23 protein-coding genes are annotated in these 25,463 nt (G+C 47.8%); 10 read left to right on the forward strand and 13 right to left on the reverse strand.

Annotation, left to right across the window (positions count from 1 at the left end):
• Positions 1-66: 66 nt before the first annotated feature.
• Entirely contained in the window at positions 67-1,596 is a 1,530-nt protein-coding gene (locus tag EJV45_RS00110) for a PLP-dependent aminotransferase family protein (RefSeq protein ID WP_129713590.1), read from the forward strand.
• Here the strand turns inward: EJV45_RS00110 and EJV45_RS00115 are convergent.
• The 3 genes from EJV45_RS00115 to EJV45_RS00125 form a co-directional block, all read right to left on the reverse strand.
• Positions 1,568-2,470: an SMP-30/gluconolactonase/LRE family protein gene (locus EJV45_RS00115; protein WP_240755146.1), complete on the reverse strand. Its 903-nt coding sequence runs from the start codon at positions 2,468-2,470 to the stop codon at positions 1,568-1,570. The two genes, EJV45_RS00110 and EJV45_RS00115, sit on opposite strands and share 29 nt — an antisense overlap.
• A gap of 79 nt (positions 2,471-2,549) precedes the next feature.
• Positions 2,550-4,991 (reverse strand): glutaminase family protein, encoded by a 2,442-nt coding sequence (locus tag EJV45_RS00120; protein WP_129713591.1) that lies wholly within the window; start codon positions 4,989-4,991, stop codon positions 2,550-2,552.
• Positions 4,992-5,161: 170 nt separating this feature from the next.
• Positions 5,162-6,382, reverse strand: coding sequence for a sterol desaturase family protein (locus tag EJV45_RS00125; RefSeq protein WP_129713752.1), 1,221 nt, complete (start codon positions 6,380-6,382; stop codon positions 5,162-5,164).
• Between the two features lie 159 nt (positions 6,383-6,541).
• Here EJV45_RS00125 and EJV45_RS00130 point away from each other — a divergent pair, with 159 nt between their 5' ends.
• The 4 genes from EJV45_RS00130 (at position 6,542) to pgl (ending at position 11,061) form a co-directional block, all read left to right on the forward strand.
• On the forward strand, positions 6,542-7,300 hold the full coding sequence (locus tag EJV45_RS00130) for an ROK family protein (RefSeq protein ID WP_129713592.1): 759 nt from the start codon (positions 6,542-6,544) through the stop codon (positions 7,298-7,300).
• 102 nt (positions 7,301-7,402) lie between these two features.
• On the forward strand, positions 7,403-8,815 hold the full coding sequence (gene gndA, locus EJV45_RS00135) for an NADP-dependent phosphogluconate dehydrogenase (RefSeq protein WP_129713593.1): 1,413 nt from the start codon (positions 7,403-7,405) through the stop codon (positions 8,813-8,815).
• Positions 8,816-8,822: 7 nt separating this feature from the next.
• Complete coding sequence (gene zwf / locus EJV45_RS00140; RefSeq protein WP_129713594.1) at positions 8,823-10,337, forward strand: glucose-6-phosphate dehydrogenase; 1,515 nt, start codon at positions 8,823-8,825, stop codon at positions 10,335-10,337.
• A 1-nt stretch (position 10,338) separates the two neighbouring features.
• Positions 10,339-11,061 (forward strand): 6-phosphogluconolactonase, encoded by a 723-nt coding sequence (gene pgl / locus EJV45_RS00145; protein ID WP_129713595.1) that lies wholly within the window; start codon positions 10,339-10,341, stop codon positions 11,059-11,061.
• A 27-nt stretch (positions 11,062-11,088) separates the two neighbouring features.
• On the opposite strand, the gene EJV45_RS00150 is transcribed toward pgl, so the two are convergent.
• The 3 genes from EJV45_RS00150 to EJV45_RS00160 all read right to left on the reverse strand — a co-directional run bounded on the left by EJV45_RS00150 (position 11,089) and on the right by EJV45_RS00160 (position 14,784).
• Complete coding sequence (locus EJV45_RS00150; protein WP_129713596.1) at positions 11,089-11,973, reverse strand: exopolyphosphatase; 885 nt, start codon at positions 11,971-11,973, stop codon at positions 11,089-11,091.
• 2 nt (positions 11,974-11,975) lie between these two features.
• Complete coding sequence (ppk1, locus tag EJV45_RS00155; protein ID WP_370291083.1) at positions 11,976-14,045, reverse strand: polyphosphate kinase 1; 2,070 nt, start codon at positions 14,043-14,045, stop codon at positions 11,976-11,978.
• Between the two features lie 97 nt (positions 14,046-14,142).
• On the reverse strand, positions 14,143-14,784 hold the full coding sequence (locus EJV45_RS00160) for a hypothetical protein (protein WP_129713597.1): 642 nt from the start codon (positions 14,782-14,784) through the stop codon (positions 14,143-14,145).
• Between the two features lie 80 nt (positions 14,785-14,864).
• Between EJV45_RS00160 and EJV45_RS00165 the strand changes: the two genes are divergently transcribed.
• Together EJV45_RS00165 and EJV45_RS00170 are read left to right on the forward strand one after the other, a co-directional pair.
• Positions 14,865-15,356 (forward strand): YajQ family cyclic di-GMP-binding protein, encoded by a 492-nt coding sequence (locus EJV45_RS00165; RefSeq protein WP_129713598.1) that lies wholly within the window; start codon positions 14,865-14,867, stop codon positions 15,354-15,356.
• Entirely contained in the window at positions 15,356-15,799 is a 444-nt protein-coding gene (locus EJV45_RS00170) for a GNAT family N-acetyltransferase (protein WP_129713599.1), read from the forward strand. Before EJV45_RS00165 ends, EJV45_RS00170 begins: the two co-directional genes overlap by 1 nt.
• Positions 15,800-15,843: 44 nt before the next feature.
• On the opposite strand, the gene EJV45_RS00175 is transcribed toward EJV45_RS00170, so the two are convergent.
• Together EJV45_RS00175 and EJV45_RS00180 are read right to left on the reverse strand one after the other, a co-directional pair.
• A complete protein-coding gene (locus tag EJV45_RS00175; protein WP_205942300.1) occupies positions 15,844-16,836 on the reverse strand; it encodes a glycoside hydrolase family 43 protein in 993 nt (330 codons plus the stop codon).
• A gap of 9 nt (positions 16,837-16,845) precedes the next feature.
• Positions 16,846-18,276: a PQQ-dependent sugar dehydrogenase gene (locus EJV45_RS00180; RefSeq protein WP_129713600.1), complete on the reverse strand. Its 1,431-nt coding sequence runs from the start codon at positions 18,274-18,276 to the stop codon at positions 16,846-16,848.
• 189 nt (positions 18,277-18,465) lie between these two features.
• Between EJV45_RS00180 and EJV45_RS00185 the strand changes: the two genes are divergently transcribed.
• Entirely contained in the window at positions 18,466-19,413 is a 948-nt protein-coding gene (locus EJV45_RS00185) for a M20/M25/M40 family metallo-hydrolase (RefSeq protein WP_129713601.1), read from the forward strand.
• Between the two features lie 100 nt (positions 19,414-19,513).
• Here the strand turns inward: EJV45_RS00185 and EJV45_RS00190 are convergent, their stop codons facing one another.
• The 5 genes from EJV45_RS00190 to EJV45_RS00210 all read right to left on the reverse strand — a co-directional run bounded on the left by EJV45_RS00190 (position 19,514) and on the right by EJV45_RS00210 (position 23,329).
• Positions 19,514-19,780 carry a hypothetical protein gene (locus tag EJV45_RS00190; protein ID WP_129713602.1) on the reverse strand — a complete coding sequence of 89 codons (267 nt, stop codon included), beginning with the start codon at positions 19,778-19,780 and terminating at the stop codon, positions 19,514-19,516.
• A gap of 162 nt (positions 19,781-19,942) precedes the next feature.
• Positions 19,943-21,553 carry a S41 family peptidase gene (locus tag EJV45_RS00195; RefSeq protein ID WP_129713603.1) on the reverse strand — a complete coding sequence of 537 codons (1,611 nt, stop codon included), beginning with the start codon at positions 21,551-21,553 and terminating at the stop codon, positions 19,943-19,945.
• Positions 21,554-21,557: 4 nt separating this feature from the next.
• Complete coding sequence (locus EJV45_RS00200; protein ID WP_129713604.1) at positions 21,558-22,163, reverse strand: HAD hydrolase-like protein; 606 nt, start codon at positions 22,161-22,163, stop codon at positions 21,558-21,560.
• Positions 22,153-22,650, reverse strand: coding sequence for a hypothetical protein (locus tag EJV45_RS00205; RefSeq protein WP_129713605.1), 498 nt, complete (start codon positions 22,648-22,650; stop codon positions 22,153-22,155). The genes EJV45_RS00200 and EJV45_RS00205 overlap by 11 nt, the downstream gene beginning before the upstream one ends.
• Before the next feature lie 22 nt (positions 22,651-22,672).
• The gene (locus tag EJV45_RS00210) at positions 22,673-23,329 is read right to left on the reverse strand and encodes an ABC transporter ATP-binding protein (protein WP_129713606.1); all 657 of its coding nucleotides are present in this window, start codon (positions 23,327-23,329) and stop codon (positions 22,673-22,675) included.
• Positions 23,330-24,481: 1,152 nt separating this feature from the next.
• Here EJV45_RS00210 and EJV45_RS00215 point away from each other — a divergent pair.
• A complete protein-coding gene (locus tag EJV45_RS00215; protein WP_129713607.1) occupies positions 24,482-25,126 on the forward strand; it encodes a hypothetical protein in 645 nt (214 codons plus the stop codon).
• Positions 25,123-25,422, forward strand: a complete 300-nt coding sequence (locus tag EJV45_RS00220; RefSeq protein ID WP_129713608.1) for a transcriptional regulator — start codon at positions 25,123-25,125, stop codon at positions 25,420-25,422. Before EJV45_RS00215 ends, EJV45_RS00220 begins: the two co-directional genes overlap by 4 nt.
• The last annotated feature ends 41 nt before the right edge of the window (positions 25,423-25,463 follow it).

Consider the following 25,463-nt stretch of genomic DNA (forward strand, 5'->3'; position numbering starts at 1 on the left):
GGCTGCCAAAATTAGCATGAATTGAGCTACCTTTATAGTCCAGGATTTATAAATGCAATAGTCCAGATGCCCCTCATCCCCCACGCCATTTTAATCGATAAGTCGTTGAGTGTTCCGGTTTATCTTCAGATTTCAAACAACATCATTAACCAGATCAGGTCGGGTACCTTGCCCCCCGGCGCAACCTTGCCAGGCAGCAGGCAACTGGCTGCCGCGCTCGGCGTTCACCGTAAAACGGTTATTGCCGCGTACGACGAACTTTATGCCCAAAGCTGGGTCGAAGTCATAGCAAGAAAAGGAATTTTTGTTGCCAGACAGCTGCCTGAATTGACGCCACAACCCATGATGCAGGGCGGCGCGAAACAAGACTATCCCCGGGAGAGTTATTTTCAACTGAATAAGAATCTTTTTCCGGACGTCATGTCTGCTGTTACCCAGGCAGAACAACATCTTTATTTTAATGACGGTTTTCCCGATACAAGGCTTGCGCCGATCGACTTACTGATCAGGGAATACCGGCGTTTCGGCAGCTATCGTTTTACACCGAAGTACCTGATGTATGGTCCGGTTCATGGCTCTGAGAATCTGCGCAATGAACTTGCAGGTTTTCTGGCAAAAACCCGCGCGCTAAACGTCAGCGCGGAAAATATTATCATAACCAAAGGTGCACAGATGGCTTTGTATCTGGTATCGCAGGTGCTTTTTAAACGGAATGACGTTATTATTGTTGCCGACCCGGGTTATAAAGGCGCGAATGAGGTATTTGAGCATGCGGGCGCGCTTGTCAGGTATGTCCCGGTAGACGACCAGGGCATGGATTTGGATGCCGTTGAAGACATATGCAAAATCGAAAGCGTCCGGGCTGTTTATGTGATTCCCCACCATCATATGCCTACTACGGTTAGTCTCAGCCAGGACCGCCGCATCCGTTTGCTCGAACTGGCCAGAATACACCGCTTTGCCATTTTTGAAGATGATTACGACTTCGATTTTCAGTACACGGGGAATCCGATACTTCCCCTTGCCAGCGCCGATCGTCATGGCAGCGTGGTTTACATCGGTTCATTCTGTAAAACGATTGCGCCGGGAATACGGATCGGGTTTATTGTAGCGCCAGCAAACCTGATCAGTCAGACAGCAACTTTGCGTAAGCTGATCGACAGACAGGGTGAACAATTGCTGGAAGAAGCCATTGCAAACCTGCTTAAAAACGGGGACATCAGCCGGCACCTGAAAAAAATGAATAAAATTTATCATGAACGGCGCGACCTGCTTGCCGCTCTCCTTAACAGCCACCTTAACGGAAAACTGCGTTTCAGGTTGCCTGACGGCGGATTTGCCATCTGGGCGGAGTACCTGAACGGTGTCAAACCTGCAAGGGTAGCTGAAATTGCTTTTGAGATGGGGCTTAACATAGGAAATGTGGCCGATTATTTCAGCAATAACCCCAGGCCACAACCATTTGTACGACTCGGTTTTGCATCTATGAACGAGTCAGAGCTTAAGGACGCGGTAAGCATCCTTGCACGTGCTTATGATAAAGCGCTGCAGGAAAAGACCAGCAATCTTACTCCGCAGCTTTCACCAGCATCCTGATCGTGTAAACGGCCTGTTTTGCGGTGACGAAAAGAATGTCTTTGTCTTTGCCGCCAAAACAGAGATTGGCTGTCCACTCTTCAGGCACTTTAATGTGTCGCAGCTCCCTGCCTTCAGAATTATAGATCGTAACACCATTGCCACTCAGGTACACATTACCCTGACTATCCAGCGTCATGCCGTCACAACCCTTCTCAGCAAACAAGGTGCGCCCGCTTAGTTTTCCGGGGCCGTCAATCGTGTACCGGTAGGTTTTTCCACCGCCAAGGTCAGTTACATACAGTGTTTTTCCATCAGGCGTGCCGACAAGGCCGTTTAGCTTGCGGAAAGCCGTGTCAACCAGCACTGCCGCAGCGGAACCCGGCGCAAGGAAATATAAGCCCTGGTGTAGTAACTCGGGTGCCTTCCGGCTCCAGTAGTCGCGTTGATAGTAAGGATCTGTGAACCATATGCCGCCGTTTTTGTCGACCCACACGTCATTGGGGCCGTTAAACAGACGGCCTTCGTAATTTCCAAGCAGTACTTTTACCTTTCCGGCTGGCGTAACAGACCAGAGTTCATTTTTTTCATCGGCACAGGCGATCAGGCTTCCATCCGGATGAAAAAACAGGCCATTTGACCTGCCTGCGTTTTTCATAAATAAGGTCAGTTTGCCGTCAAGCCCGAATTTCCAGATCGTATTGTTCGGCTGGTCGGTGAAAAAAATCTCACCTTTTTTATTCATTGCAGGCCCTTCAGTAAATGCGAACTGCCGGCTTACGAGCTGCAGTGTCGCATTTTCCTGTACAGGGTCAGAAACCTCCTGCGCCATCGCAGGGCTGCCCGAGAAGACCGCCGCAAATGCTGCGGCTAAGAGATATAACTTTTTCATCATTCTGTTAATGGAAACCGCAATGACCGGCTAATTGTTCATCGGCCAGCGTTAATCGATCTACTCTGGTCGGTGGGTCATCTTACTTCTCGCGCCACTTTTCTTCAAGCATCTTAATAAAATAGCCTCCAACAACGCTCCTCGCCTGGAAACCAACCTGTTTGCCGTCGGTGGTTTCATGCCAGTCGCTCAGCGGAACACGGCTGGGCGTTTCAAGCGCATATTTATAAACCGGTTTTATGAGCGACAAAAAATCCTGCCGGTTGGCGGCCAGGCCCGCCGTCCACACGATCCAATCAGATTTGGTATAGGTTTTCCGGCTATCGAGCGGAAGGCCATAGGCATTTTGCCTGCCAAGGTAATACCGAATTTCTTTTTCGTACACCTCTTTCGGGAAAAGATTTAACCTGAGCAGTTTGTCCCACACAAGGTTATACTTCTGGCTCCAGGTTCCTTTCTTGTCAAAAGTCAGGGCGTAATGATCGCCATCATCAGCAAGGACCATCCATTTATTTGCATAGTCTTTCGCCATCGCGGTGTATTTGTTGGCCGTTTCCGTTTCGCCAAGCTGGCCTGCAAGCCATCCATAGGCGCCTAAAGCGACAATCGCTTTTACAGAAAGGTTGGCATTTCTGGCTAGGTGACCGGCAAAGTCATCTGTGCAAAGCTGATTTGCAGGGTCCAGCCCTTCCCTGCTCAGATAATCGGCCCAGATGCCGAGCGTTTTCCAGTGTTTGCGTGCATATTCCGCGTTTCCTTCTGCCCTGGCTACTGCAGCAGCAAGAATGATCATGTTGCCTGATTCTTCCACAGGCATGTCTTCGCCATAGGTCTGGCCATTGGCCAGCGGATATGTTCCAAGATCGTGCGCAGCAAAGGGTTTTTTCCAGCGGCCGCTTTCACTGTAAGCAAAAATACCGTTCAACAAGCCTTTAGCAAGCTCGGGATTATAAAGAAGAAACATCGGTGCAGACGGATACGTTACATCTACAGTATAGATAGACCCGTTGCTGAAATTCTCTTTAGACATAAATAAAAGCTCACCCTCAGGGCTGTTTACAAGTTTGTGCGCTGCAATGGCCTGGCGATAGGCCAGTACACAAAGTCCGGCATATTCCCTTCCGCCCGCCGCAACAGCCTGCTTAAACAACTGGTCATCAAACGCCGCAGCACGGTCTTTGAGAACAGGATAATCGGAAGCCGCCTTTACAAGTTCGTCTTCGAACTTTTTATCGCCTTCGGTATTCCAGTATGCTTTCAAACGTTTTCCGAAATACTCGACGGCATCCAGATCATCATACCCCAGCATAAGCATGTTGCTTTTTGCAGCGGCACCAACCCGGCCCAGGTCCCAGGCCGTATTCAAGGACAGGCTCCGGCCCTCGCCTACATCGCCCGCAGGGTTGGTAAAAGACAAACGTACATCAGCAGCACGGCTAATGGATTGAGTTGCGGTCGATCCTTTTGGGAGGGCCACGTAGACGTACCCCCAGTCGATCCGCAGGTCGTCACCTTTTTTGCGCAGAACCGGCTGTTCCAGCGTTCCGGCCTTCAGAAACGCAACGCCGTTTGTATGTCCGCGGCTTGCCTGTACGGGTTGAGATGGCTGGTTTACAGCCAGGTCTGATGAGGTACTGATCATAACCTGTACCTGATGTGTCTTGCCATCGTTCGCCCGGACCTTATAACTCACATATGAAACAGGCCTTGAGACAAGGTACAGATCTTCAAGCAGGAGCGGCGACAGGAAATCAAGGTCCAGGTCTACACCACCGCAGCGAAACGTATAATTTGTTTTTGTCGCCGTCACTGTTACAGACTTTTGTACCGCCTCAGCTGCGGGTGCACCGCGGCCCGGCACTTCGGTTACCAGCCCCGCATCCAGCTTACGGCCGCCTGCCGTGTTGGCAACATGAATTGCAAGCGTGTTTGTGCCGGCCCTGGCCAGGCCTTCGGGTAACGGAATGTAGATGTATTTGTTATTTGTCCAGCCTTGTTTCCTGAAGATCTCTCTACCATTCAGGTAAACTTCAACGTTATCATCATGGTCAAGTTTGACAAATAATTTCTTTGTTTTTGCCGCTTCGAGTTCGAAGGTCCTTTTAACCCAGAGATGAGCAGACCGCCATAGCGTTTTTGAAACACGGTCATCGCCAAAGGGCGCTTCGGCACTTTTCCAGCTGCTCGGTGTAGCAGCGCTTTTCCAGTCTGGTCCGGGAGTGTCTTCAGTATATTGAAACACTGCCTTACCGTCTTCTGAAGAAGGAACAACCGAAACATACTGTGGCTGTTCGGCACCAAGAAACCTGTAAATTTTACCATCAACCCGTACAAAACCCAGTAATGATTGTGCTGACCCGGTCCAGTGTGTTGTTGATGAAGCATTGAGTTTATCCGTGGCCGACCAGATGCTAAAATAACTGTCGTGGGTAATCAGCGGATAAGCGGGTGCGCGGTGCTCCTGTGCAAAAAGTGTCGTGGCAAGCAGCAGCAGACTTAATGTCTGAAGGAATCTGAGGTTCATAATATAGGTCTAATTTGGTTGCTAAATTGTTTTACTTGACAAACATAAACACCTTCTGGACGAAACTCGCCAAGAGGAGATACTTACTGTCAGGCAGAACAAGTATATTAAAATTCCCTGCATCAAACCACAATTCGTTTCATCGCAACCGAAATGTTGCTGTAGACCGCTCATTTCGGCTCGTAACGCAATACGTACTTCCGGTAATATCTGCCCAGTTCAAATGTTCGCTCAAGCACGATCAGCAGTACGGTTGGAAGCAGGGCAAGCTCAGGCAGACCGGCAATGTAAAGTACATAGCCTGAGACCAGGATCAAACGGAAACATTCGAGGTAATAAATCCATTGGCGCTGTTCCAGCAGGGCGCCTATATTGATCAGTGTAAGCAAAATAAAGCACAAAACGCATGAGGCTGCGATCACATCTACATACGCATAGAATAAGGTAAGCGCGAGCAAGAGGACGACACTGATGACCAGCTGGAGATTAATATAACCCCTGAACTTGTATTTATAAATCTGTGCGCCGCGGTTCTGCAGCCACCGTTCCTCAAGCAGCGGCCTGATGTTCTGGTCCATACCCGCCGGATTACCGAAAACTGCGTTCCACTTCGCTTTGACGGTTCGTGCGCGCCTGAATGCCTCGGCAATCTCAAGGTAATAATGAAAATGCTGCCATAAGAAACTATAACTTTTTAAAGGGTGTGTCAGGCCATAACGGGGCGGCTCTTCCTCACGTTTGTATGTTCCGAACAACATATCCCAGCATACAAATACGTCGCCGAAATTTTTGTCAAGATATTTTTCATCGGAAGCATGGTGAATGCCGTGTATTGAAGGAGTAACAAGCACATATTCCAGCCATCTGACTCTCGGAATCATTTGTGTGTGCGTAAAAAAAGAGTAAGCGCCATGCACGACCAGAATAGTCATGACCATAACCGGTGCAAAACCAAGCAGGGGCAGCGCGCACCAGAACAATGTTCGTACCGCAGCCTGTAGGGTTGTAATACGGGCAGAAACAGTAAAGTTGAATTCATCACTCTGGTGATGAACAATGTGGGCCGCCCACAGGAAGTTGATTTCATGCCCCAGACGGTGGTACCAGTACCAGGCAAGATCTGTGGCCAGCAGCAGGAGTAACCATACCCACCAGGTTTTTGGAATGTCAAAAATGGCATAATTGGCATAAACCCATTCATAGAGCCTGTAGAAACCGACAGAAACAAACAGGTTCAGCAGGCGTTCTGCAATACCTATGCTGATATTGGCTACACTCCCTTCGTAGTTAAAAAGGTGGGCTTTTTTTTGTCTCCTGGCGAGCATATATTCCAGGAACAGAAAGAAGAAGAAAGCAGGTGCAGCAAACGCAGCATAGTTCAGATTGTCCATCACGTTTTCAAAGGTTTTCCAAACAAACAAAAAATATACTAAATCTATAGAATTAATATTAATATTTATGCGGTATTTGTGCAAATTGTTGAAAAAGCCTTAATGTTTACGCACTTAATAATGATAAATTAGCCGTTATTATTTGTTTAACCATAGCCCATGAATACGCAAAGCATCGCAGATCAAAATATTCTTACCATCGATATCGGCGGAACAAGTCTTAAAGCCACCATTCTTACCCCTGCGGGTGAGCCGGTTTCTGAGTATATCAAAACACCGACACCTAAAGAGGCTACGCCCGAAGATGTGATTAAGGGAATCAGGGAACTGACTGATCAGCTTGGTGATGCCTATGGCCGGATCTCTATGGGCTTTCCCGGTTATGTAAAAAAAGGGCGGGTACAGACTGCGCCGAATCTTGGTAAAGACAGCTGGAATGATTTTCCGTTGGCGCAGAAGATAGCAGATATTTATGGCAAACCGGTCAGACTGATCAATGATGCCGACCAGCAGGGTCTTGGTTTGGTGAGCGGGCTGGGGTTTGAGATCGTGTTTACACTGGGTACCGGTTTTGGCACCGCACTGGTCTACGACGGAGAGCTCCTGCCCCATCTGGAACTGTCGCATATGCCCGTAAGCAAAACGGAAGACTATGACGACTACGTCGGAAAAAAGACCATGCAGGAGATCGGAAAAGAACGCTGGAACAAACGTGTCAAACGCGTTATCGGCATCTACAAGACGGTGTTCAATTATGATACCCTGTATATCGGCGGTGGCAATGCCAAGCATCTTGACTTTGAGCTTGACAAAAACATCCGCATTGTTTCAAACCGTGACGGCATCAAAGGGGGTGCGCGGCTGTGGTCGGCCAATGAAAAATACGATGTTTTCACTAACCATCCGGCAGAAAAATAAAAAGTCACCCTTAAGAAATATTGTTCCATTCTCGCCCGTCAATTGTTAGCATTATTGATCGGTAAACTCTATTTTTGGCGCGAAACAAATACCGCGTAGACAATGAGTACCACCAATTCACAATACCGCCTCGGCATGATCGGGCTCGGGACCATGGGCCGCAATTTGCTGCTTAACATGGCTGACAAGGGTTTTTCAGTAACAGGTTACGACAAGGACCCGAAAATGCTGGCGAAACTTGAAGAAGAGGGAAAGGAACACCAGCTAAAAGGCTTTGGAGACATCGAAGCGTTTATTGGTTCTTTAAAAACACCGCGCACGCTTGTGCTGCTTGTACCCGCCGGTCAGATCGTCGATAATGTGATTCAGGAAATAAAGCCGCTGCTTTCTGAAGGTGACATCATCATAGACAGCGGAAACTCTTATTTTACAGATACGACCCGCCGTGTGGAAGAGCTTGCTGAAGCTGGTCTCCATTTCTTTGGCATGGGTATTTCAGGCGGCGAAGAGGGCGCCCGTTTCGGACCAAGCATGATGCCGGGCGGCGATAAGAAAGCATACGCAGAAGTAAAAGAAATTCTCGAAGCTGTTGCGGCGAAAGTTGGCAGCGATGCCTGTGTTACATATATCGGCCCCGGAGCTTCAGGTCATTTTGTAAAAATGACCCACAATGGTATTGAGTATGCCATTATGCAACTGCTGGCTGAAACCTACCAGGTACTCAAACAAACGCTGGGGTACAGCAACCAGCAGATCAATGAAACCTTTTCCAGGTGGAACAAAGGTTCGCTTCAATCATTCCTGGTAGAAATTACCGCTGAAATTTTTCTCTTCAAAGACGAAAAAACCGGTAATGACCTTGTTGACATGATCAAAGATGAGGCCCGTTCCAAAGGCACCGGTAAGTGGACATCTGAAATAGCCATGGACCTCCAGCTGCCGGTTCCGATCATCAACGAAGCCGTTTCGAACCGTGACCTGTCCAAATACAAATCGCTGCGCGGAAGCCTGGCGGCCCTTTATCCGGACCAACAAACAGGTGAAGCCCAAATCACCGAACAGGAACTGGAGCAGGCATTCTATGTGGCGATGGTTACGGCATACGCACAAGGCATGCACCTGCTCTGGCAGGCATCTAAACAATATCAATATGAGCTAAACCTGGCTGAAATTGCAAAGATCTGGCGTGGAGGCTGTATTATCCGGGCGGCGCTGCTCGAAGATATTTACCAGGCCTACAGCAGGCAGGCAGACCTGGAGCATTTATTCCTGGATCAGCAGGTTGCGGAAAAACTTTCATCGGCAGTACCGGCCCTGCGTAAACTCATCTCAGATACCGCGCTGTCAGGTAAGGCATTGCCCGCATACAGCTCAGCACTGACTTATTTTGATACTATCCGTACCGAACGGATGCCATCGAATTTGATTCAGGCACAACGCGACTTTTTCGGCGCACACACTTTTGAACGTATAGACAGTGAAGGCACCTTCCACGCCAACTGGAACAACTTATAGGGCAATCATGACACAGAAACATTCCACCCAGCCAACTATATTCGTCATCTTCGGAGGCACCGGCGATCTGAACCAGCGGAAACTTTGTCCCGCCTTGTATAACCTGTTTCTGGAAGGTTTTATGCCTTCCAAATATGCCATTATCGGGACCGGCCGAAAAGAGATTCCTGATGCAAAATTCAGGGATACCCTTGAAACCGCTGTCAACCAGTTTTCCAGAACAGGAAAGGCCGAAAAAGATAAATGGAGCGAATTTGCTTCCAACCTTTACTACTGCCCCACTGATTTTAACACCCCGAAAACTTTCGAAAATCTGAAGGCACAGATCGAAGAAAAACAAGCAGAGTTTGGCTCGAGCACCCAGGTTATTTTTTACCTGGCGGTGGCGCCAAACTTCTTCCCGATCATTGCTGAATGCCTTCAGAAATATAAGCTTGCGCAGGACGAAGACAACAGCCGGATCGTTATAGAAAAACCATTTGGCCATAACCTTGAAACTGCGAAAGAACTGAACGCTTTGTTAAGCAAAATATTCAGCGAGAAACAGATCTACCGCATTGACCATTATCTCGGAAAAGAAACCGTTCAGAATATGATGGCTTTCCGGTTTGCCAATTCACTTTTCGAACCGCTGTGGAACCGTTCCTATATAGACCATGTTCAGATCTCGGTAACCGAGCAGCTGGGCGTCGGCGATCGCGGCGGTTATTATGAGGGTGCCGGCGCACTGCGGGATATGATTCAGAATCACCTTCTACAGCTGCTCTGCCTGATCGGCATGGAAACGCCGATCAGTTTTGATGCAGACGAAATTCGGGACCGCAAAGTTGAGGTGCTTCGGGCCATGCGGTCTTTCTCATCAGAAGACATCCGGTTTGGCACCGTGCGCGGACAGTACAGCAAAGGCTGGGTTGAAGGTAAAGAGGTTCCCGGCTACCGTTCTGAGGTCGATGTAGACCCGCACTCCAATACCGAAACTTTTGCAGCCGTTAAGTTCCATATTGACAACTGGCGCTGGCAGGGTGTTCCGTTTTATGTACGTACGGGTAAACGCCTGAATCAGACCTCCTCGCTTATCACCATCCAGTTTAAAGACGTTCCGCACCATATCTTCAGTCCGGAGGTTACAGAAAGCTGGCAGCAAAACAGGCTCATCATCAGCATACAGCCGGAGATGAGCATTCGTTTACAGGTCCAGGCAAAACGCCCGGGTGTAAATATGGTCCTCAACCCGGTAGACATGGTCTTCGATTACAAAGGCACGTATGATACCGACAGTCCTGAAGCCTATGAAACCCTGCTGCTCGATGCGATGACCGGCGATCAGACGCTGTTTATGCGCGGCGATCAGGTTGAAGCGGCCTGGGAACTTGTTATGCCTATTATCAATGCATGGGAAAGCAAGAAATCGTTGAACTTTCCAAATTACCCGGCAGACAGCTGGGGCCCTGAAGAAGCCGAAGCACTTATTGCGCGAGACGGTTTTCACTGGTTCCACCTGCCTATGAAAAACAAGGAGTAATATGAGTTTATTAATCTATAAAACGGAGCCCGAGCTGTTCGAAGATCTGGCCGCGTTTATCATCTCGGTCGCCGAAAAAGCGATTGCTGAGCGTAACTGTTTCAACCTTGTCTTAACCGGAGGTAACTCGCCCAAAAAACTGCATGAACTGATTGTTTCAGCATATAAAGACAAACTGGACTGGTCTAAAGTTTACTTCTTTTTTGGCGATGAGCGGAATGTTACTTCAGACCATGAGAGTTACAACGGCTTGATGGCCAAAACGACGCTGCTCGATCCGCTCGGTATTCAGGAAAACCAGGTCTTTTACGTAAATACGGCACTTGCTCCTGAGAAGGCAGCTATAGAATATCAGAAGGCCATATCGAAACACTTCAACGGCAGTGACCTGAGTTTCGACCTGATCTTGCTTGGCATGGGCGACGACGCGCATACCGCCTCACTTTTCCCGCATACAGACATCCTGAAAGAAAAAGATCCGGCAGTTGCAGCTGTTTTTGTTGAAAAGCTGAACACCTATCGCATCAGCATGACCGCACCGCTGATCAACAAAGCGGAGCACGTTGTTTTTCTGGTCTTCGGGGAAGGAAAAGCAAAAGCGCTCAGGCAGGTTATCTCAAAGGAGGAAGAAGACACGGACACCTATCCGGCAAAGCTGATCCGGCCCATAAGCGGCAGCCTGACCTGGTATGTAGACGAAGCTGCGGCTTCACTTGTAGAATAAACCAATCCCGCCCCCCGGCGGGATTTTTTATGCCTGAAGGTTTTCCTCTATCATCAGATTGATCATGCCGTCTGCCAGGCCCAGCCGGGGAACATAGATCTGTTTAATACCGGTCCATTTCATCAGCGTAAGATAGATCTCTGCCGCGGGAATAATCACGTCTGCGCGGTCCTGGTTCAGACCGAGCAATGAGATCCGTTCTTTCAGCGAATGGCTGTTGATCTTGTTGTACAGCGCATTCAGTTTGATAAAACTGAGCGGCATATTTTCCTTTTCTTCAGACATTCTGAAAAGTTTGTTGATATTACCTCCGGTGCCGATCGCAACAAGATGTTTGTGCTGGCGTGTCTGCTCTTTTACCCAGTCGCGCATGTCGCTCCAGTGTTCTTCCTTATCCTGGTTGTCCAGGATACGAATCGTACCGATGTTAAACGACCGGGAAGCGACTACCTGTTTATCCACGAAAAGCGAAAGTTCAGTACTTCCTCCCCCCACATCGATATACAGGAAATTTTTTCTGATGTCAAGCTGTTCCTCAATATGGTTAGCATAGATGATCCTGGCTTCCCTGGCTCCTTCTATGATTTCCAGGTTCAGACCGGTCTGCCGGCTGATGTCTGTGGCGAGCTCTGCCCCGTTGACAGCCTCTCTCATAGCCGATGTTGCACAGGCCAGATAGCCTGAAACCTGGTATACGTCCATCAGGTTTTTAAAGGCCTGCATGGTTTTAAGCAACGCTTCACCCTTTTTTGGCGAGATGTGTTTTTCAAGAAAGGCATCATCGCCCAGACGCAGGGGCACGCGGATCAGCGTATTTTTTTTATAGGTGTATTTGTCATCTTTTAGAATCACGTCTGCAATCAGCAGGCGTACAGCATTTGAGCCGACATCAACGGCAGCATATCTGATCATGGTCAGGTGGAATGTTTGGCTTTTAGGTAATTATAGATATCTACCTGGGCGCGGATTTTTTTAGCCGCGCGGGTCCGGTAATATTTGTTATTGTTAAGCCGCGTAATTTCCCGGGCTTTTGTGTTGTCCTGCAGCTGGAGCTCAATGATCTCGCGGATTTCCTCTTTAACGTTTTTGTCAAGAATAGGGAAACCGACTTCAACGCGGTGTTCGAAATTCCGCGTCATAAAATCGCCGGAAGAAAGGTACATATCTTCTTTTCCGTTGTTAGCAAAGATGAACACCCGGGCATGCTCGAGATACTTATCTATGATACTGATTACCCTGATGTTTTCGCTGTAGCCGCTGACTCCGGGCACCAGGCAACAGATACCACGGACAATGAGCTGGATTTTCACACCGGCATTACTTGCCTGGTAAAGCTTGTTTACAATCCCTTCATCTGCAAGGCTGTTTACCTTCAGGATCATATAAGCCAGTTTGCCCTGTTTGGCATGCCTGATCTCCCTGTCAATGAGTTTATAGATCTTTGACCTCGACTCCAGCGGCGATACGATCAGGTGTTTGAAACCACGGGTTACGGTCCGTTTGTTTAATGCTTCAAATAGCTTTACCAGATCGCCGGTTATTTCCTTTTTTACCGTAAACAAGCTGTGGTCGCAATAGATACCGGCAGTCTTTTCATTAAAATTTCCCGTAGCCAGGTTCGCATAATAGACGGGCCGGTCTTTTTCCATCCGTTTAACAAGACAGATTTTGGAGTGCACTTTATAATCGGTCAGCCCATAGTTGACGTTTACGCCTTCCTCCAAAAGTTTGCTCGTCCAGAAAATATTGGCCTGTTCATCAAAACGCGCTTTAAGCTCTACCAGCACATTAACCTTCTTACCGTTTTTTGCTGCATTGATCAGCGCATTCACCACCTTTGAATTCTCAGCGAGCCGGTACAGTGTAATATTGATTTCAGCAACCTTCGGATCTATAGCCGCCTCACGCAGAAAAAGGATAATATAGTCATAAGACTGGTATGGCAGGTTTACCAGATAATCGCGGTCTGCCATCTTTGCGAAGATGCTCTGCGTTCGGTGCAGGTCTTTAACCTTCAATGGCGGAAGCGAGGGATAATTCAGGCTTGCGCTGCCAACATTTGGAAAGGCAATAAAATCGCCAAACCGATGATACCTGTTGCCCGGGATCAGGCTTTCTGCCTGCAATTTAAGTTTCGCAACCAGGGTGTTGAGCATTTGCATAGGCATATCTGAGTCATACAGCAGACGCATGGGTTTGCCCTTTTTTCTCTTTTCCAGGCTGCTCTTCAGGTCATCGATAAATTTGTCGCTAACGTTCTTATCAATATCCAGCTCCGCATCGCGGGTTACCTGGATGGTGTAGGCCTCAATGCTATCGTACATAAACGTAAAAAACAGGTCGTCAAGGCAATAACGTACAATATCTTCTACCAGGATAATGAACTTCAGGTCGTGAGTTTCGGGAAGAACCAGGAAACGCGACAAAAATGGGGGCAGTTCTACCAGCGCATAGCGCTCGCGACCCGAGCCGGTCTTTTTATTGAGCCGTACAAAAAAATACAGATGCCTGTCTTTAAGCTCTGGAAACGGCTTTTCAGGATCAACCATTACCGGCACAAGATTAGACAAAATCTTATCGCGGAAGTAGTCTTTTACAAAAGTTCCCCGCGCTACATTGAGTTGGGTATCATTTAAAATAAAGATCCGGTTACGGGCCAGTTCATTGATCAGGATATCCTGAAATAGCTGCTCGAAACGTTTTTCCTGCTTTACAACGAGGTTTTTTATTTCATTAAGAACCTTTTTCGGATTGAAGCCCAGCAATTCCTTTGATTTTTCATTCAGATTAGCCAGGCGGCTCATGGTTGCCACGCGCACTCGGTAAAACTCTTCCAGGTTGGATGAAAAAATAGACAGGAACCTGATGCGTTCGATCAGCGGCACACTTTCGTCGGCCGCCTCCTGGAGAACCCGCTCATTAAAATAAAGCCAGCTGATCTCCCGGTTTAAGAAAGGACTTTTTTTCCTGGATTTGGTCATCATAAACAAAAAATCCCTGCGAAACAGGGAATCCAAATATGCTCAATCTGTGTAAAGGAATCGTTAACCATTTGGCATACCGGAGTTAAATAATTGTTAATTATTTTCCTGTAGACTTCCGTCTGCCAGGTCCTGGCTTCCGTACAGAAGTTGTCTGCGTAGTATCCTGGCTTTCAAAAGATTCCTGAGAAGCGGCCGCAGGTAATGCCGTCTTAGCCGGCCGGCCTCGTTTGGCGGCAACCGGCTGTACGCTCGCAGTCTTATTGGTGCTCATTCTCTTTTTAGGCATACTGGTTTCAGGTGTTACGGGTACTGCTTTAACAGCGGTATCCCTGGCCTTCAGCACCGGATTTTTTGTCTTCACAACCGGTTTTTCAATCAGATTTCGCGCTTTGTCAGCGGTTTCGATGGCAGCTACTTTTACACTCTGAACTGCAGGTGCAGCATTATTTGAACCGCGGTTGCCGGATTTTGAATATTTTCCCGGCTTTTTCTTTACGTCGTCTTTTGCAGCAATAGTTTCAATCCTTTCTTCCACCAGTTCTTTGACCTCAGTTACCTTTTTAGACAGCCGTTTTGCGATCGACTTACTTGCTTTAGCGATTTCCTCGCCAATGTGCTCGGCATTATGGCCCAGACCGCGAACCGCTTCAAGGAAACGCTCGCTTAGGCTTTGCTCAAGTTCTTTTTTGGCTGCTTTTTTTGCCGACTTTTTTTGAGACTTCGGTTTGGTGGTTTTCATAATATTTTTTGTTTTTTTGTGCGGAGTTGAGGTAAGAGCCTCAATAAAATTAGTTTTTTTTTACCCAAAATACCAAAATCATGCCTTCTTTTGATATCGTGAGCAAAGTGGACGCGCAGACACTGGATAATGCTGTGAACAATGCAAAAAAAGAGATTCTGAACCGCTACGATTTCAACGGCTCGAAAAGCACAATAGACCTGGATAAAAAAACGAATGTCATTACGATCGTAACCGAAGATGACATGCGTCTTAAAGCGATAGAGGATTCTATTATTTCGCGAATGATGAAACAGCAGCTTGATCCCAAGAGTATCGACTTTGGTAAAGAGTCAGCGGCTTCCGGAAATATGATTCGCAAGGAATTGACCATTAAAGAGGGGATTGATAAAGATGCGGCGAAAAAGATCGTGGCAAAGATCAAGGCAAGTGGTCTGAAGGTGCAGCCCGCTATCATGGATGACCAGGTGCGTGTAACCGCAAAAAAGATCGACGACCTGCAGGCTGTGATCTCACTGTGCCGCAATGAAGACTTTGGCCAGCCCCTGCAATTTATCAATATGCGCAACTAATGGAGATCCGGGAAGACAACTACGTATTTTCTGACGACAAGCAGCTTATTGACCTGCTCTACGTACACAAATATTTGAGCGAGGAGTCTTACTGGGCTGAGCAGATCCCGCTTGAGGTAGTTAAACGATCTATTGATAACTCACTTTGCTTCGGCATTTACCATGACAACAGACAGGTAGGTTTTGCGCGCTGGGTTACCGACAGGGCCACCTTTGCCTACCTTTGTGACGTGTTTGTAGACACCAGGCACCGTGGTAGAGGGCTTTCGAAAAAACTGATGTCGGTTATGATCTTCCACCCCGACCTGCAGGGTCTCAGGCGGTATATGCTGGCTACGCTCGATGCACACGGTTTGTATGAGCAGTTTGGTTTCAGGCCGCTTGAAAACCCCGAAAGGATCATGGCGATCAACATCAGGGATATTTATAAAACTGAAAAATAAAAGAGGCGCTTCATGGAGCGCCTCTTTTATTTCATTTGCTTATCTTATTTCAAAGAGAGTGGTTTCACGCCTTCGAAAGTTATCTTAACCGGCTGAATGGTGCCGTCTTTAGCAAACTTCATCTCTTCGATACAGGTTACCCGGTGGTTACCGTTGTTATCGCCGAGCGGACGGCGGTGATAAACGATGAAGTATTTGTCTTTCTTCGGATGTTTGATAACAGAGTGATGGCCTGCACCCGTAGCCACGGCAGGATCCTGCTGAAGAATCTTACCAATTCTTTTAAAAGGCCCCATAGGTGAGTCTGCAATTGCATAGGCCACTGAATAGTCAGGACCGGTCCAACCGCCTTCAGACCACATGAAATAATACTTGCCATCTTTCATAAACATGAACGGCCCTTCTACATAACCCTGCGGTGTAATCTCCTTAAACGTTTTACCATCTTCAAATGGAATAAATCCGGTAAAATCATTATTTAGTTTGGCTATGTTACAATGCGACCAGCCGCCATAGATTAAATAATATGTTCCGGTTTTAGGATCGCGGTATACAAACTGGTCAATTGGCTGTGCACCATTATGAAATTTGTCGATAAGCGGTTTCCCCAGGTGATCTTTATAAGGACCTTCAGGCTTATCTGCTACAGCGACACCGATGCCACCTGTTTCCTTGTCGCTCTGGATATCATTAGCACCAAAGAAAAGATAGTACTTTTTATCTTTTTCAATGATTGACGGTGCCCACATGGCCTTATTTGCCCATTTGATGGCGGCTGTGTCGATAACCCGCGGATGTTTTGTCCAGTTCACAAGATCAGGAGAGGAAAAAGCATCCATGAAAACCTGCTCGCGGTAACGTGCCGAATAGGTTGGATAGATCCAATACTTTTTACCGAAAACAATTCCTTCCGGATCAGCATACCATCCTTCAAAAACGGGGTTCCCGTTTTGTTTCTTGTCTTTCACTTTTTGCGCATACCCGCTCAGGGCCAATGCACAGCAGCATGCTGCTGTAAGAAAAATTCGCATCTTCATGTTCTTTATTTATTTCTTAACGGGTACAAGGCGGTAAACTGTTCCCGGAGATTCGACCGCAATATAAATAAAACCATCGGGACCCACCCTCACATCGCGCAAACGGCCAATATTCCGGAATAAAATTTCCTCGTGTACTACTTTATTATTTTTTAGGACAGAGCGGTTCAGGTACTGGAATCGCAGCGAGCCGCTGAGGATATTTCCTTTCCAGCCGGGGTATTTATCGCTGTTTACGAATGTCATCCCGCTTACGCCGATAGAGGGCAGCCAGAAATGAACAGCGTCTTCAATTCCAGGTTTTTTACTCAGATCGCTTATGATTTTCCCATTGTAATTGATACCATAGGTAACAACCGGCCAACCATAATTCCGGCCTTTTTTAATGATATTGATTTCGTCACCTCCCCGAGGGCCATGCTCGTTTTCCCAGAGCTGTCCGGTGGCCGGATCGATGGCCATTCCCTGCGGATTGCGGTGACCGTACGACCAGATCGTAGCCCCGGCGCCTTCAGTTTTTACAAAAGGATTGTCTGCAGGCACAGTGCCATCGGCTTTGATGCGGTGAATCTTGCCCAGGTCATTTCCCTTTATCTGCTGCGGATTTTCTTTCTCATTTCCCCGCTCCCCTACCGATATATACAATAGTCCGTCTTTGCCAAACTGTAGCCTTGAACCGTAATGATGCTGTGTGCGGGAATAAGGTTTTGCCACGAATATATCCTGTTGGCTACTTAACTGATTACCAGACAACTTCGCCTTTAATACGGCAGTGGTAGCCAGCGTTGCGCCGCCTTCTTTCTTGTATTTTGAATAGCTCAGATAAATAAATCCGTTGCTGGCAAACGCCGGATCAACAGCTACATCCATCAGCCCGCCCTGTCCTCTGTTCAGCACCTCTGGCACACCGGAAACTTCAGAACGCCTCCCTTCTGCAGCAACATGATAGAGTTTGCCATTGCGGTCGGTAACCAGCATAGCGCCTTTAGGCAGGAAAGCCATTCCCCATGGAATGTCCAGACCTTTTACAACAGTATCAAGTTTAATGGTTAGTGCCTCTGTCTTAAACGTAGCTGATTTTGGCTTATCACCGCCCTTGTACCGGTCTACATTTTTTATGCCTTTCAGAATGTAATCGGCAAGTGCGTACACTTCCTTATCAGTGAAGGTCGAATCGAATGAGGGCATCCCCTCGTCCGGCCAGCCTTTTTTGATCGATTTGAAAAGATCATCGCGCGAGCTGCCATGTTTCCATGACCTGTCGGCAAATGCGTCCATTTTTTCGCCATGGCAACTGGCGCAGTAATTACGGTAGTTTTCTTCAGGGCCGGCCTCCATGTTTGGCCGGGCTGTCAGGCCGCCATCGTTGTGGAACAGCGTGGCTGCAAAAAAGAACGGACTAAGCAGCACAGGTAATACGACCAGGGATTTTTTCTTCATACGTTTTGTTTGCGCAAATCAGACTTTGCAGGGTGGAAAATACGAAAAAGGCATCAATGCTGATCAGATCTTGCAAAAACAGCGCGTTTCGGTCGATAATGTTACATATAACCCCTGTCGGGCAGGAGACGCACCCCGGCTGCTTGCCAAATAAATTTGTACCTTCGTCTAAATTGATCTTCCATAAAAATGAAGTCTTACCTCCTACTTTCTTTTGCACTTCTCCTTAGCTGCTCATCTGTAAAACAGGGTACATCAACGGGCGGGAACAGCCAGTTGCTTCAGGACCTTGAAGTGCTGTCATCTGATGCGTACGAAGGCCGCAAAACCGGAACCAAGGGTGCAGAGATGACCCGGCATTTTATTACAACACGTTTTACAAAACTTGGTCTAAAATCATGTGCTGGTGGCATGCCGTATGTAAGCGACTTCAGTTTTAGCGACAGGCAGGGAAAAAAGATAACAGGAAAAAATGTGATCGGTTACATTCCCGGTAAGACAGCTGCTGCCATCGTAATCTCCGCTCATTATGATCACCTGGGCGTGCGCGATAATAAAATCTTTAATGGTGCTGATGATAATGCTTCAGGTGTGGCGGCCCTGCTGAAATTTGCTGCTCACTACGCTAAATCAAAAAACAAACCTGAACATACGCTGATCTTCGCAGCGTTTGATGCTGAAGAAATGGGTCTGCAGGGTGCGAAGGCCTTTGTAGCCAATGCACCGGTACCGCTTGACCAGGTGCTGATGAATATTAACATGGATATGATCAGCCATAACGATAAATCAGAATTGTATGCCTGCGGCACATTCAAATATCCACAGCTAAAGCCTTATCTCGTCACCACGGTTCCGGGAATAAAGGTTTTGCCCGGTCATGACGATCCCAAAATGGGTCAGGATGACTGGACCAACCAAAGCGATCAGGGCGCATTCAACGCAAAAAATATCCCTTTTATTTATTTCGGCGTTGAAGATCATAAAGACTATCACAAGGAAACAGACGAATTTCAGAATATCAACAAAGAATTTTATTCAAAAGCGGCCGATGCCATCCAGGAAATTATTGGCCGTATAGACCGGGGTGTTACCATCCAGTCGTTATACCGCGAAAAGGTCCAGATGAAGAAACAATAGCGCCAGCGAAGATGAAATATAAAACGTCCTGCAATAGACATGCAGGACGTTTGTTTTTTAGCATTTTTTAGGTCTACCTGGCTGGTGCCGGAAAGCCCGGTTAATATTCTACTTCGATAATACCTGAAACGGGTATGTGAATGCCGTGTTTCAGTTGCACAAATCCCTCTGTTGCAGACCATACGGTCGTTTCTACCTTTTTTGGTCCGGAAAAGGTGTTAAATGTCAGAACGGTTTTTGATTTGTAGGTGTTTCCCAGTCGCGCTGCAGCCTGCAGTTTCTCGGTGATGTCGCCTGCGGCAGCCGCTCCGGCCGGAATGATCTGTCTTACCTGGATGGTTTCTTTCGCTATCAGTTCTGCTCTCATATCAATAGTTATTTCTTACTATTAAGCTATCAAATAAATCTGGTTATCGCAAATCCGGAACCTTGTTTTGAGGGTATGATGACATTCCAGGCTTCATTTTGCCTGCAAACAAAAAAGCCTCCTGTATGGTGGCAGGAGGCTTTTTTTATATAGATAACGAGCTTACCTGAGTTTGTGGCGGGTCTCGATCATTCCTTTAAATTCCTGCGGACCAAGCTCGGTTTGCAGCGTCAAAGCACTTGAAGCAGATGCTGTCCGGTTTAGTGAACTACTCACCTTTCCCTGACTGGTTACCGTAGCACCCGGCGCCAAAAGTGATACCGCGCGGGCAAGATACAGATCGCGAACGTCTCCAAAATCATACATGGAATTACCGCTTATTTCTGCAAGGTTCTGCTCAGGTACCATGCCTGTATAATAACCTCCATCGCCGCGGGAATTCTTCGTCTCAAAAAGCGACATGTAAACATCATATTTGTTTTCCAGAACTACAGGAAAAAAGCCGATCGGCTTACCATATGTGGTCTGCCCTACCAACTGCACTGTCATATGGGGTTTAAGGCTGTTGATCACGAGCTCGCTTGCAGAAGCTGTACTGCCTGATACAATAAAGACGATGTTTCTCACACCTGTAACAGTACCTTTCTTAGCGAAGTTTGCCGTCATTGCGGCTTCTGAATAATTCACATCGGCATAGGTAACAATCTTTCCGTTCTGAAACTGAACCTTATCATTAGCGTCAAGCAGAGGCTGATTTTTCAGAATCGTTGCTTTGCCCTCTTTCATGGTCTGGTTGTAATGCTCCACATACATGGTTCCGGTTGCGGTTGAAGGAGCGATCAGATTGATCAGATGCTCGGCCGTGCTTACGTAGCCCCCGCCATTGTAGCGAAGATCGACAATCAGGTCCGTTACTCCGTGCTGACCGAAAAAGTTAAAAGCATTTGTAAGTTCAGTAACCGAATTCGCCGTGCTCGAGAAACGGGCATACGCAAGATAACCGATCTTATGCGTTCCGGCAGTAATCACAGTTTGCTTGTAGATCGGGTTGCTTCTAAAAATTGCTTTGGTCAACGGAACGCTTACTGTCTCACCGGTAGATTTGTTGATCTCAAAGGTGACTGAATTTTGTTCGATAGCAGCAATGATTGTAGCGATCTGAGCATTGAAGTTTGTGCCGTAACTGGCGCCGTTTATTTTCGTAACGCGGTCGCCGCGCTTAATACCCGCAGTCTCAGCCGGTGAGCCGGGATACACCGCCGTAACAAAGATGCTGAAGTTTGAGGTTGTTCCGTAATAACCAAGTCTTACACCGATATCGTTTCCGTTGCCTTCAAGGTCTACCGACATGCGCTCACTTTTCAGACTGGCCTGTGGATTTGCATTGGCCTTATCAAAAATGTACGAATATTTTGGCGCCAGCTGCCCTGCCACGTAATCCGGCGAAGCCGATGTTTTTACCAGGTTGAACAGATTGTTTTCGTATTTATCAAGATTGGTACTTCCGGTTGTGTATTTACGTGGTTCATATGTATCATAACTGGGCAGCGAGCTGTTCCAGTAATAAATCTGCTGAGCGTAAAGGAAAATGGAATCATTTGTAAGTTCGACGCGGTTCGTTGTCGGCGTCTGCTTGGTGTTGCCTGAGGCCGGTGGATCTACCGGCGGCGGCTCGGGCGTTTCTACATTTGATTTTTTGCAGGAAAGCGCCATTCCTAAACACAAAACCGCCGCTGCTTTAAACAGTGATCCCCTCGTCGTCATATTTATCATGAAATTACAATAAGTCTTTAACACGAATATACGGTAAATTGGGTGGGAAAGATGCGGCCGGCTGAAAATTGTTACCGGCTACCAGAAGAATATTTTCAGCGCTAATACCGCTGTTTTCAATGAGTTCCGTATAGACCGATTCAGGCGTTTTGTTCAGTTCCTCGCAGAAGTAAACCTCCAGATATTTTTCCAGGCCATGCCACTCGATCTGCCTGATTTTGTTCAGTTGCTGTTCAGGGTCTTTTGGTGTAACGATCCAGATTTTTTTCCGCTCCACAACCAGTTCCTGCAAGAGAACAAGCAGATCTTTGAAAAGCAGGAGTTTGAGCGGAAGTTTGGCGCTGCGATGCAGCCGGTCGAAGTTTTCTCTAAAATGCGCTCCAATGCCAAAGCAGGATGCCGTTTCAGCAAAAATGTCTGCCGGACCATGTGCTTCAAATCTTTTTTTCATGAAGGCTACCATGTCTGCGGCTGGCAGCTGTTCCGTATATTCCATAAACTGGGCGAACAGGTAATAAACCTGCAGCAGGTAATCCCTTTCAGGATAAAGCACATCGTCGAACTCAAAAATGAAGGCATTTTTATGCCTGATCAGGTGCTCATAAGCCATTGGCAGATACGGTAAAAAGTGTAAATCGTTCCTGCGGATCAAGCTGGAATGCACCCTGAAGTTTCAGGCTCCGCCCCAGATCAAATTGTGCTTCAGAAAGTTCGGGCACAGCGGCGACCGGCTGTCCGTTCATCCAGACTGACCAGTTTGTTGCGGGCAGATCAACCGCTGGCAGGTATGATTCTGCATCAACCGGCAGCAGCACCGTTATACCAAATTCATCAAACAGCACCGCTGCCTGGGCAACGGCAAGAATTTCTTCCGCGAGTACGGGCAAGATCGCGTCAGCATCATAATCGAGGCAGGACTGCAGCAACTGGTGCGCCAGCGCATCGGGCAGAAACTTTCCCAGCGAAACCAACCGGTACTCGTCAGTTTGCATAGATGGCATCTCTCCATAGCCCCCAAGAACGATTTGGTTGCCCGGAAAGGCCTTCAAAAGTTTGAATGTGCGTGGCGAATGGCCGCCGGTAATCAGGACTGTCACAGTGTATATAAAAATTGAATGGTTAGGAGGAAACGATCATGCCGTCTTTCATCGTCACAACGCGATCGCTCATTTTGGCCAGGTCTTCATTATGCGTTACGATGATGAAAGTCTGGTTAAAATCGTCGCGCAGTTTAAAAAACAGATGATGCAGGGCCTTGGCATTTGCCGAATCAAGGTTGCCTGAGGGTTCATCGGCAAGTACAATGCCGGGGTCATTTATCAATGCGCGTGCAATAGCTACCCGCTGTTGTTCTCCGCCAGAAAGGGCCGACGGCTTATGTCCGGCCCTGGCGCCGAGCCCGAAAAAGTCGAGCAGTTGGTGCGCTCTGGCCTCTGCCTGCTTTTTTGCGGTGCCTGCAATGAATGCCGGAATACAGATGTTCTCTAATGCAGTGAATTCGGGAAGCAAGTGATGAAACTGAAAGACAAAGCCGATATTCCGGTTACGGAAGGCGCTAAGCGCATTGCCGTTCAGCTTATTTACTTCGGTATCCTGTAAGATCACCGAACCCGCATCGGGCCTGTCGAGTGTTCCTAAGATGTGCAGCAGCGTGCTTTTACCCGCGCCCGACGCACCAACGATACTTACTATCTCACCCTGGCTAACCGCAAAGTCGACCCCCTTGAGGATAGCGAGGTTCCCGTACGATTTTTTGATCCCTTCCGCTTTCAGCATATGCAAATGTAGAAAAAAAGATGACGCAGCATCACGATGCTGCTGGAAGACAATTACCTTGCCAGGGATGGTGGTGGGGAAGTTTTAAGTGGTAAGTGCTAGGTTGTAAGTTTTAGGTGGTAAGTTTTAGGCGCAAACTCCCCCGGCCGGTTCGGCGTATTGAGGGATATGGACGCGTGGTCTTTCGTCTTGGTTTCTTGTTCTTTGATCTGATTGAAGGCTCAGCGTATTGAGGGGACATAAAACGTGGTCATCCTGGTTCTTTTCTCTTTGCTCTCCCTTCGTAAACGGCCGCTACTGCCTCCTCGCAGGGGATCCCTCGCCGTTGCGATATCAAAAAAAAACGGATTGCGTAAACGCGCTTCGGGATGACGGCATGGGTTACGTCGGTGGGGCTTGGCAAAGTGAGGGGTTAGGCGCCCAGGTCCTGATTCATGGCTCGTGGCTCACTGTTGTCTGGGGAAAGTTCGCGAAAGCCCATAGTCCTTTGGTTTCCAATAGATGTGAGCCTATAGTATCGGACCGCTCACCGCCGCGGGGCTCCTTCTTTTTCTTGGAAAAGAAGCAAACCGCTCCGGCTGTGTATCTCTTCTTGCATAAAAGCATCAAAAGTCCGACGGCGGCGGGAAAAGGCCCGGATTACCCCTGCGTCATTCCGTTCCGGGCTGGTTCCCCTCCTTGGTTCCTCCCGACCTCCTTAGAACAGTGCAAGACTTTTAATACTTTTCTGCGGCGAGAAGATACAAGGCCGGTCCGCATCTATCAGTGGCAATAATCAGGCAAAACCCTCATAGAAACCACCGCCTGTACGTAAAACCCGCACACATATAATACAGGGGGGCTTGATTCAGAAGACTCAGGCAAATACTGCTTTGAGACTGTTTCAGAAGGATCTTATTTCACTCGGCGAATTCAACCGGACAACACTGGCTCGTGGCTCATGGATCGGCTAGCGGCCATTGAGGGGCTAGGCGCCGTGGTCTTTGTCTTGGTTCCTTGTTCTTTGATCTGATCAACTTACAACCTGCCTAATCTCAGCCCGACCATAAGTCCGTGCGCTCCTTATGATTCAAAAAAAAACATTACAAAAGTTCACTTATGTTTGCAAATCCAAAATACTCGCATAACTTTGCAAAACAAAGTACTTTTAAGATGACTGATCAACAGGAACAGATTTCGGCATTGAAAGACATCCGCAAGATGATGGAGCGCTCGTCCAGATTTATCTCATTGAGCGGACTTTCTGGCGTTGGCGCCGGTATATCGGCACTGGTTGGTGCTTTCCTTGCGCAGCGCGAACTTGATCGCTTCGGAAACAGCCGCTTTGGCGACGCCCGGGCCTACGCACCCGGTGTGAGCGGGGAAACTGATCTCGAATTCAACCTGATCTGTATTGCCCTGGGTGTACTGGTCGCTGCACTGAGTTCCGGATTTCTGTTTACCTGGCTAAGAGCCCGCCGCGGCGGCCTTCCGCTGTGGGATCGCACCACCCGCAACATGCTCGTTAACCTGTTCATCCCGCTATTTGCCGGAGGATGTTTCGTACTGTCACTGCTGGTCAATAATTCCGGTCTGGTTGCACCTGCCTGCCTGATCTTTTACGGCCTCTCACTCATCAACGCCTCAAAATATACACTCACTGATATTCGTTACCTCGGATTTCTGGAAGTTATTCTCGGCATCATCAACCTGATCTTCCCAGCGCTGGGTTTAATCTTCTGGACAATCGGCTTCGGCATCCTGCATATCCTCTACGGTACAGTGATGTATTTTAAATATGAACGCAAAAGCACATGAAAAACCCGATCGAGTCGTTAAATAAGATTTTCGACAGCCGGATCCGTCTGGGTGTGATGTCAGTGCTCATGGTAAACGAACGCATTAACTTCAATGACCTGAAGCAGATGCTGGAACTGACCGACGGCAACCTCGCCTCACACCTCAGCACGCTTGAGCAGGCCGCACTGATCTCTGTTCACAAAGCTTTTGTCGGAAAAAAAACCAATACAACCTACCAGGCAACAGAGGCAGGCAGACTCGCCTTTAAAAACCACCTCGATGCCCTGGAAAAAATGATTAAAAATATAAGCTAATTTTTTTTGCACATACACTTTGAAACACAAAGCACTTTTAA

The organism is Pedobacter sp. SYP-B3415, from assembly GCF_004138205.1.
Lineage (GTDB): Bacteria > Bacteroidota > Bacteroidia > Sphingobacteriales > Sphingobacteriaceae > Pedobacter.

Excerpts from the sequence above, each read along its gene's own strand:
- EJV45_RS00200 (WP_129713604.1), bottom strand. The coding sequence starts at position 22,163 with ATGGCTTATGAGCACCTGATCAGGCATAAAAATGCCTTCATTTTTGAG.
- EJV45_RS00190 (WP_129713602.1), bottom strand. The coding sequence starts at position 19,780 with ATGAGAGCAGAACTGATAGCGAAAGAAACCATCCAGGTAAGACAGATC.
- EJV45_RS00175 (WP_205942300.1), bottom strand. The coding sequence starts at position 16,836 with ATGAAGATGCGAATTTTTCTTACAGCAGCATGCTGCTGTGCATTGGCC.
- EJV45_RS00130 (WP_129713592.1), top strand. The coding sequence starts at position 6,542 with ATGAATACGCAAAGCATCGCAGATCAAAATATTCTTACCATCGATATC.
- EJV45_RS00110 (WP_129713590.1), top strand. The coding sequence starts at position 67 with ATGCCCCTCATCCCCCACGCCATTTTAATCGATAAGTCGTTGAGTGTT.
- EJV45_RS00185 (WP_129713601.1), top strand. The coding sequence starts at position 18,466 with ATGAAGTCTTACCTCCTACTTTCTTTTGCACTTCTCCTTAGCTGCTCA.
- EJV45_RS00115 (WP_240755146.1), bottom strand. The coding sequence starts at position 2,470 with ATGATGAAAAAGTTATATCTCTTAGCCGCAGCATTTGCGGCGGTCTTC.
- EJV45_RS00170 (WP_129713599.1), top strand. The coding sequence starts at position 15,356 with ATGGAGATCCGGGAAGACAACTACGTATTTTCTGACGACAAGCAGCTT.
- EJV45_RS00210 (WP_129713606.1), bottom strand. The coding sequence starts at position 23,329 with ATGCTGAAAGCGGAAGGGATCAAAAAATCGTACGGGAACCTCGCTATC.
- EJV45_RS00195 (WP_129713603.1), bottom strand. The coding sequence starts at position 21,553 with ATGATAAATATGACGACGAGGGGATCACTGTTTAAAGCAGCGGCGGTT.
- EJV45_RS00220 (WP_129713608.1), top strand. The coding sequence starts at position 25,123 with ATGAAAAACCCGATCGAGTCGTTAAATAAGATTTTCGACAGCCGGATC.
- EJV45_RS00180 (WP_129713600.1), bottom strand. The coding sequence starts at position 18,276 with ATGAAGAAAAAATCCCTGGTCGTATTACCTGTGCTGCTTAGTCCGTTC.
- EJV45_RS00215 (WP_129713607.1), top strand. The coding sequence starts at position 24,482 with ATGACTGATCAACAGGAACAGATTTCGGCATTGAAAGACATCCGCAAG.
- EJV45_RS00160 (WP_129713597.1), bottom strand. The coding sequence starts at position 14,784 with ATGAAAACCACCAAACCGAAGTCTCAAAAAAAGTCGGCAAAAAAAGCA.
- EJV45_RS00120 (WP_129713591.1), bottom strand. The coding sequence starts at position 4,991 with ATGAACCTCAGATTCCTTCAGACATTAAGTCTGCTGCTGCTTGCCACG.
- ppk1 (WP_370291083.1), bottom strand. The coding sequence starts at position 14,045 with ATGATGACCAAATCCAGGAAAAAAAGTCCTTTCTTAAACCGGGAGATC.
- EJV45_RS00125 (WP_129713752.1), bottom strand. The coding sequence starts at position 6,382 with ATGGACAATCTGAACTATGCTGCGTTTGCTGCACCTGCTTTCTTCTTC.
- pgl (WP_129713595.1), top strand. The coding sequence starts at position 10,339 with ATGAGTTTATTAATCTATAAAACGGAGCCCGAGCTGTTCGAAGATCTG.
- EJV45_RS00150 (WP_129713596.1), bottom strand. The coding sequence starts at position 11,973 with ATGATCAGATATGCTGCCGTTGATGTCGGCTCAAATGCTGTACGCCTG.
- EJV45_RS00165 (WP_129713598.1), top strand. The coding sequence starts at position 14,865 with ATGCCTTCTTTTGATATCGTGAGCAAAGTGGACGCGCAGACACTGGAT.
- gndA (WP_129713593.1), top strand. The coding sequence starts at position 7,403 with ATGAGTACCACCAATTCACAATACCGCCTCGGCATGATCGGGCTCGGG.
- zwf (WP_129713594.1), top strand. The coding sequence starts at position 8,823 with ATGACACAGAAACATTCCACCCAGCCAACTATATTCGTCATCTTCGGA.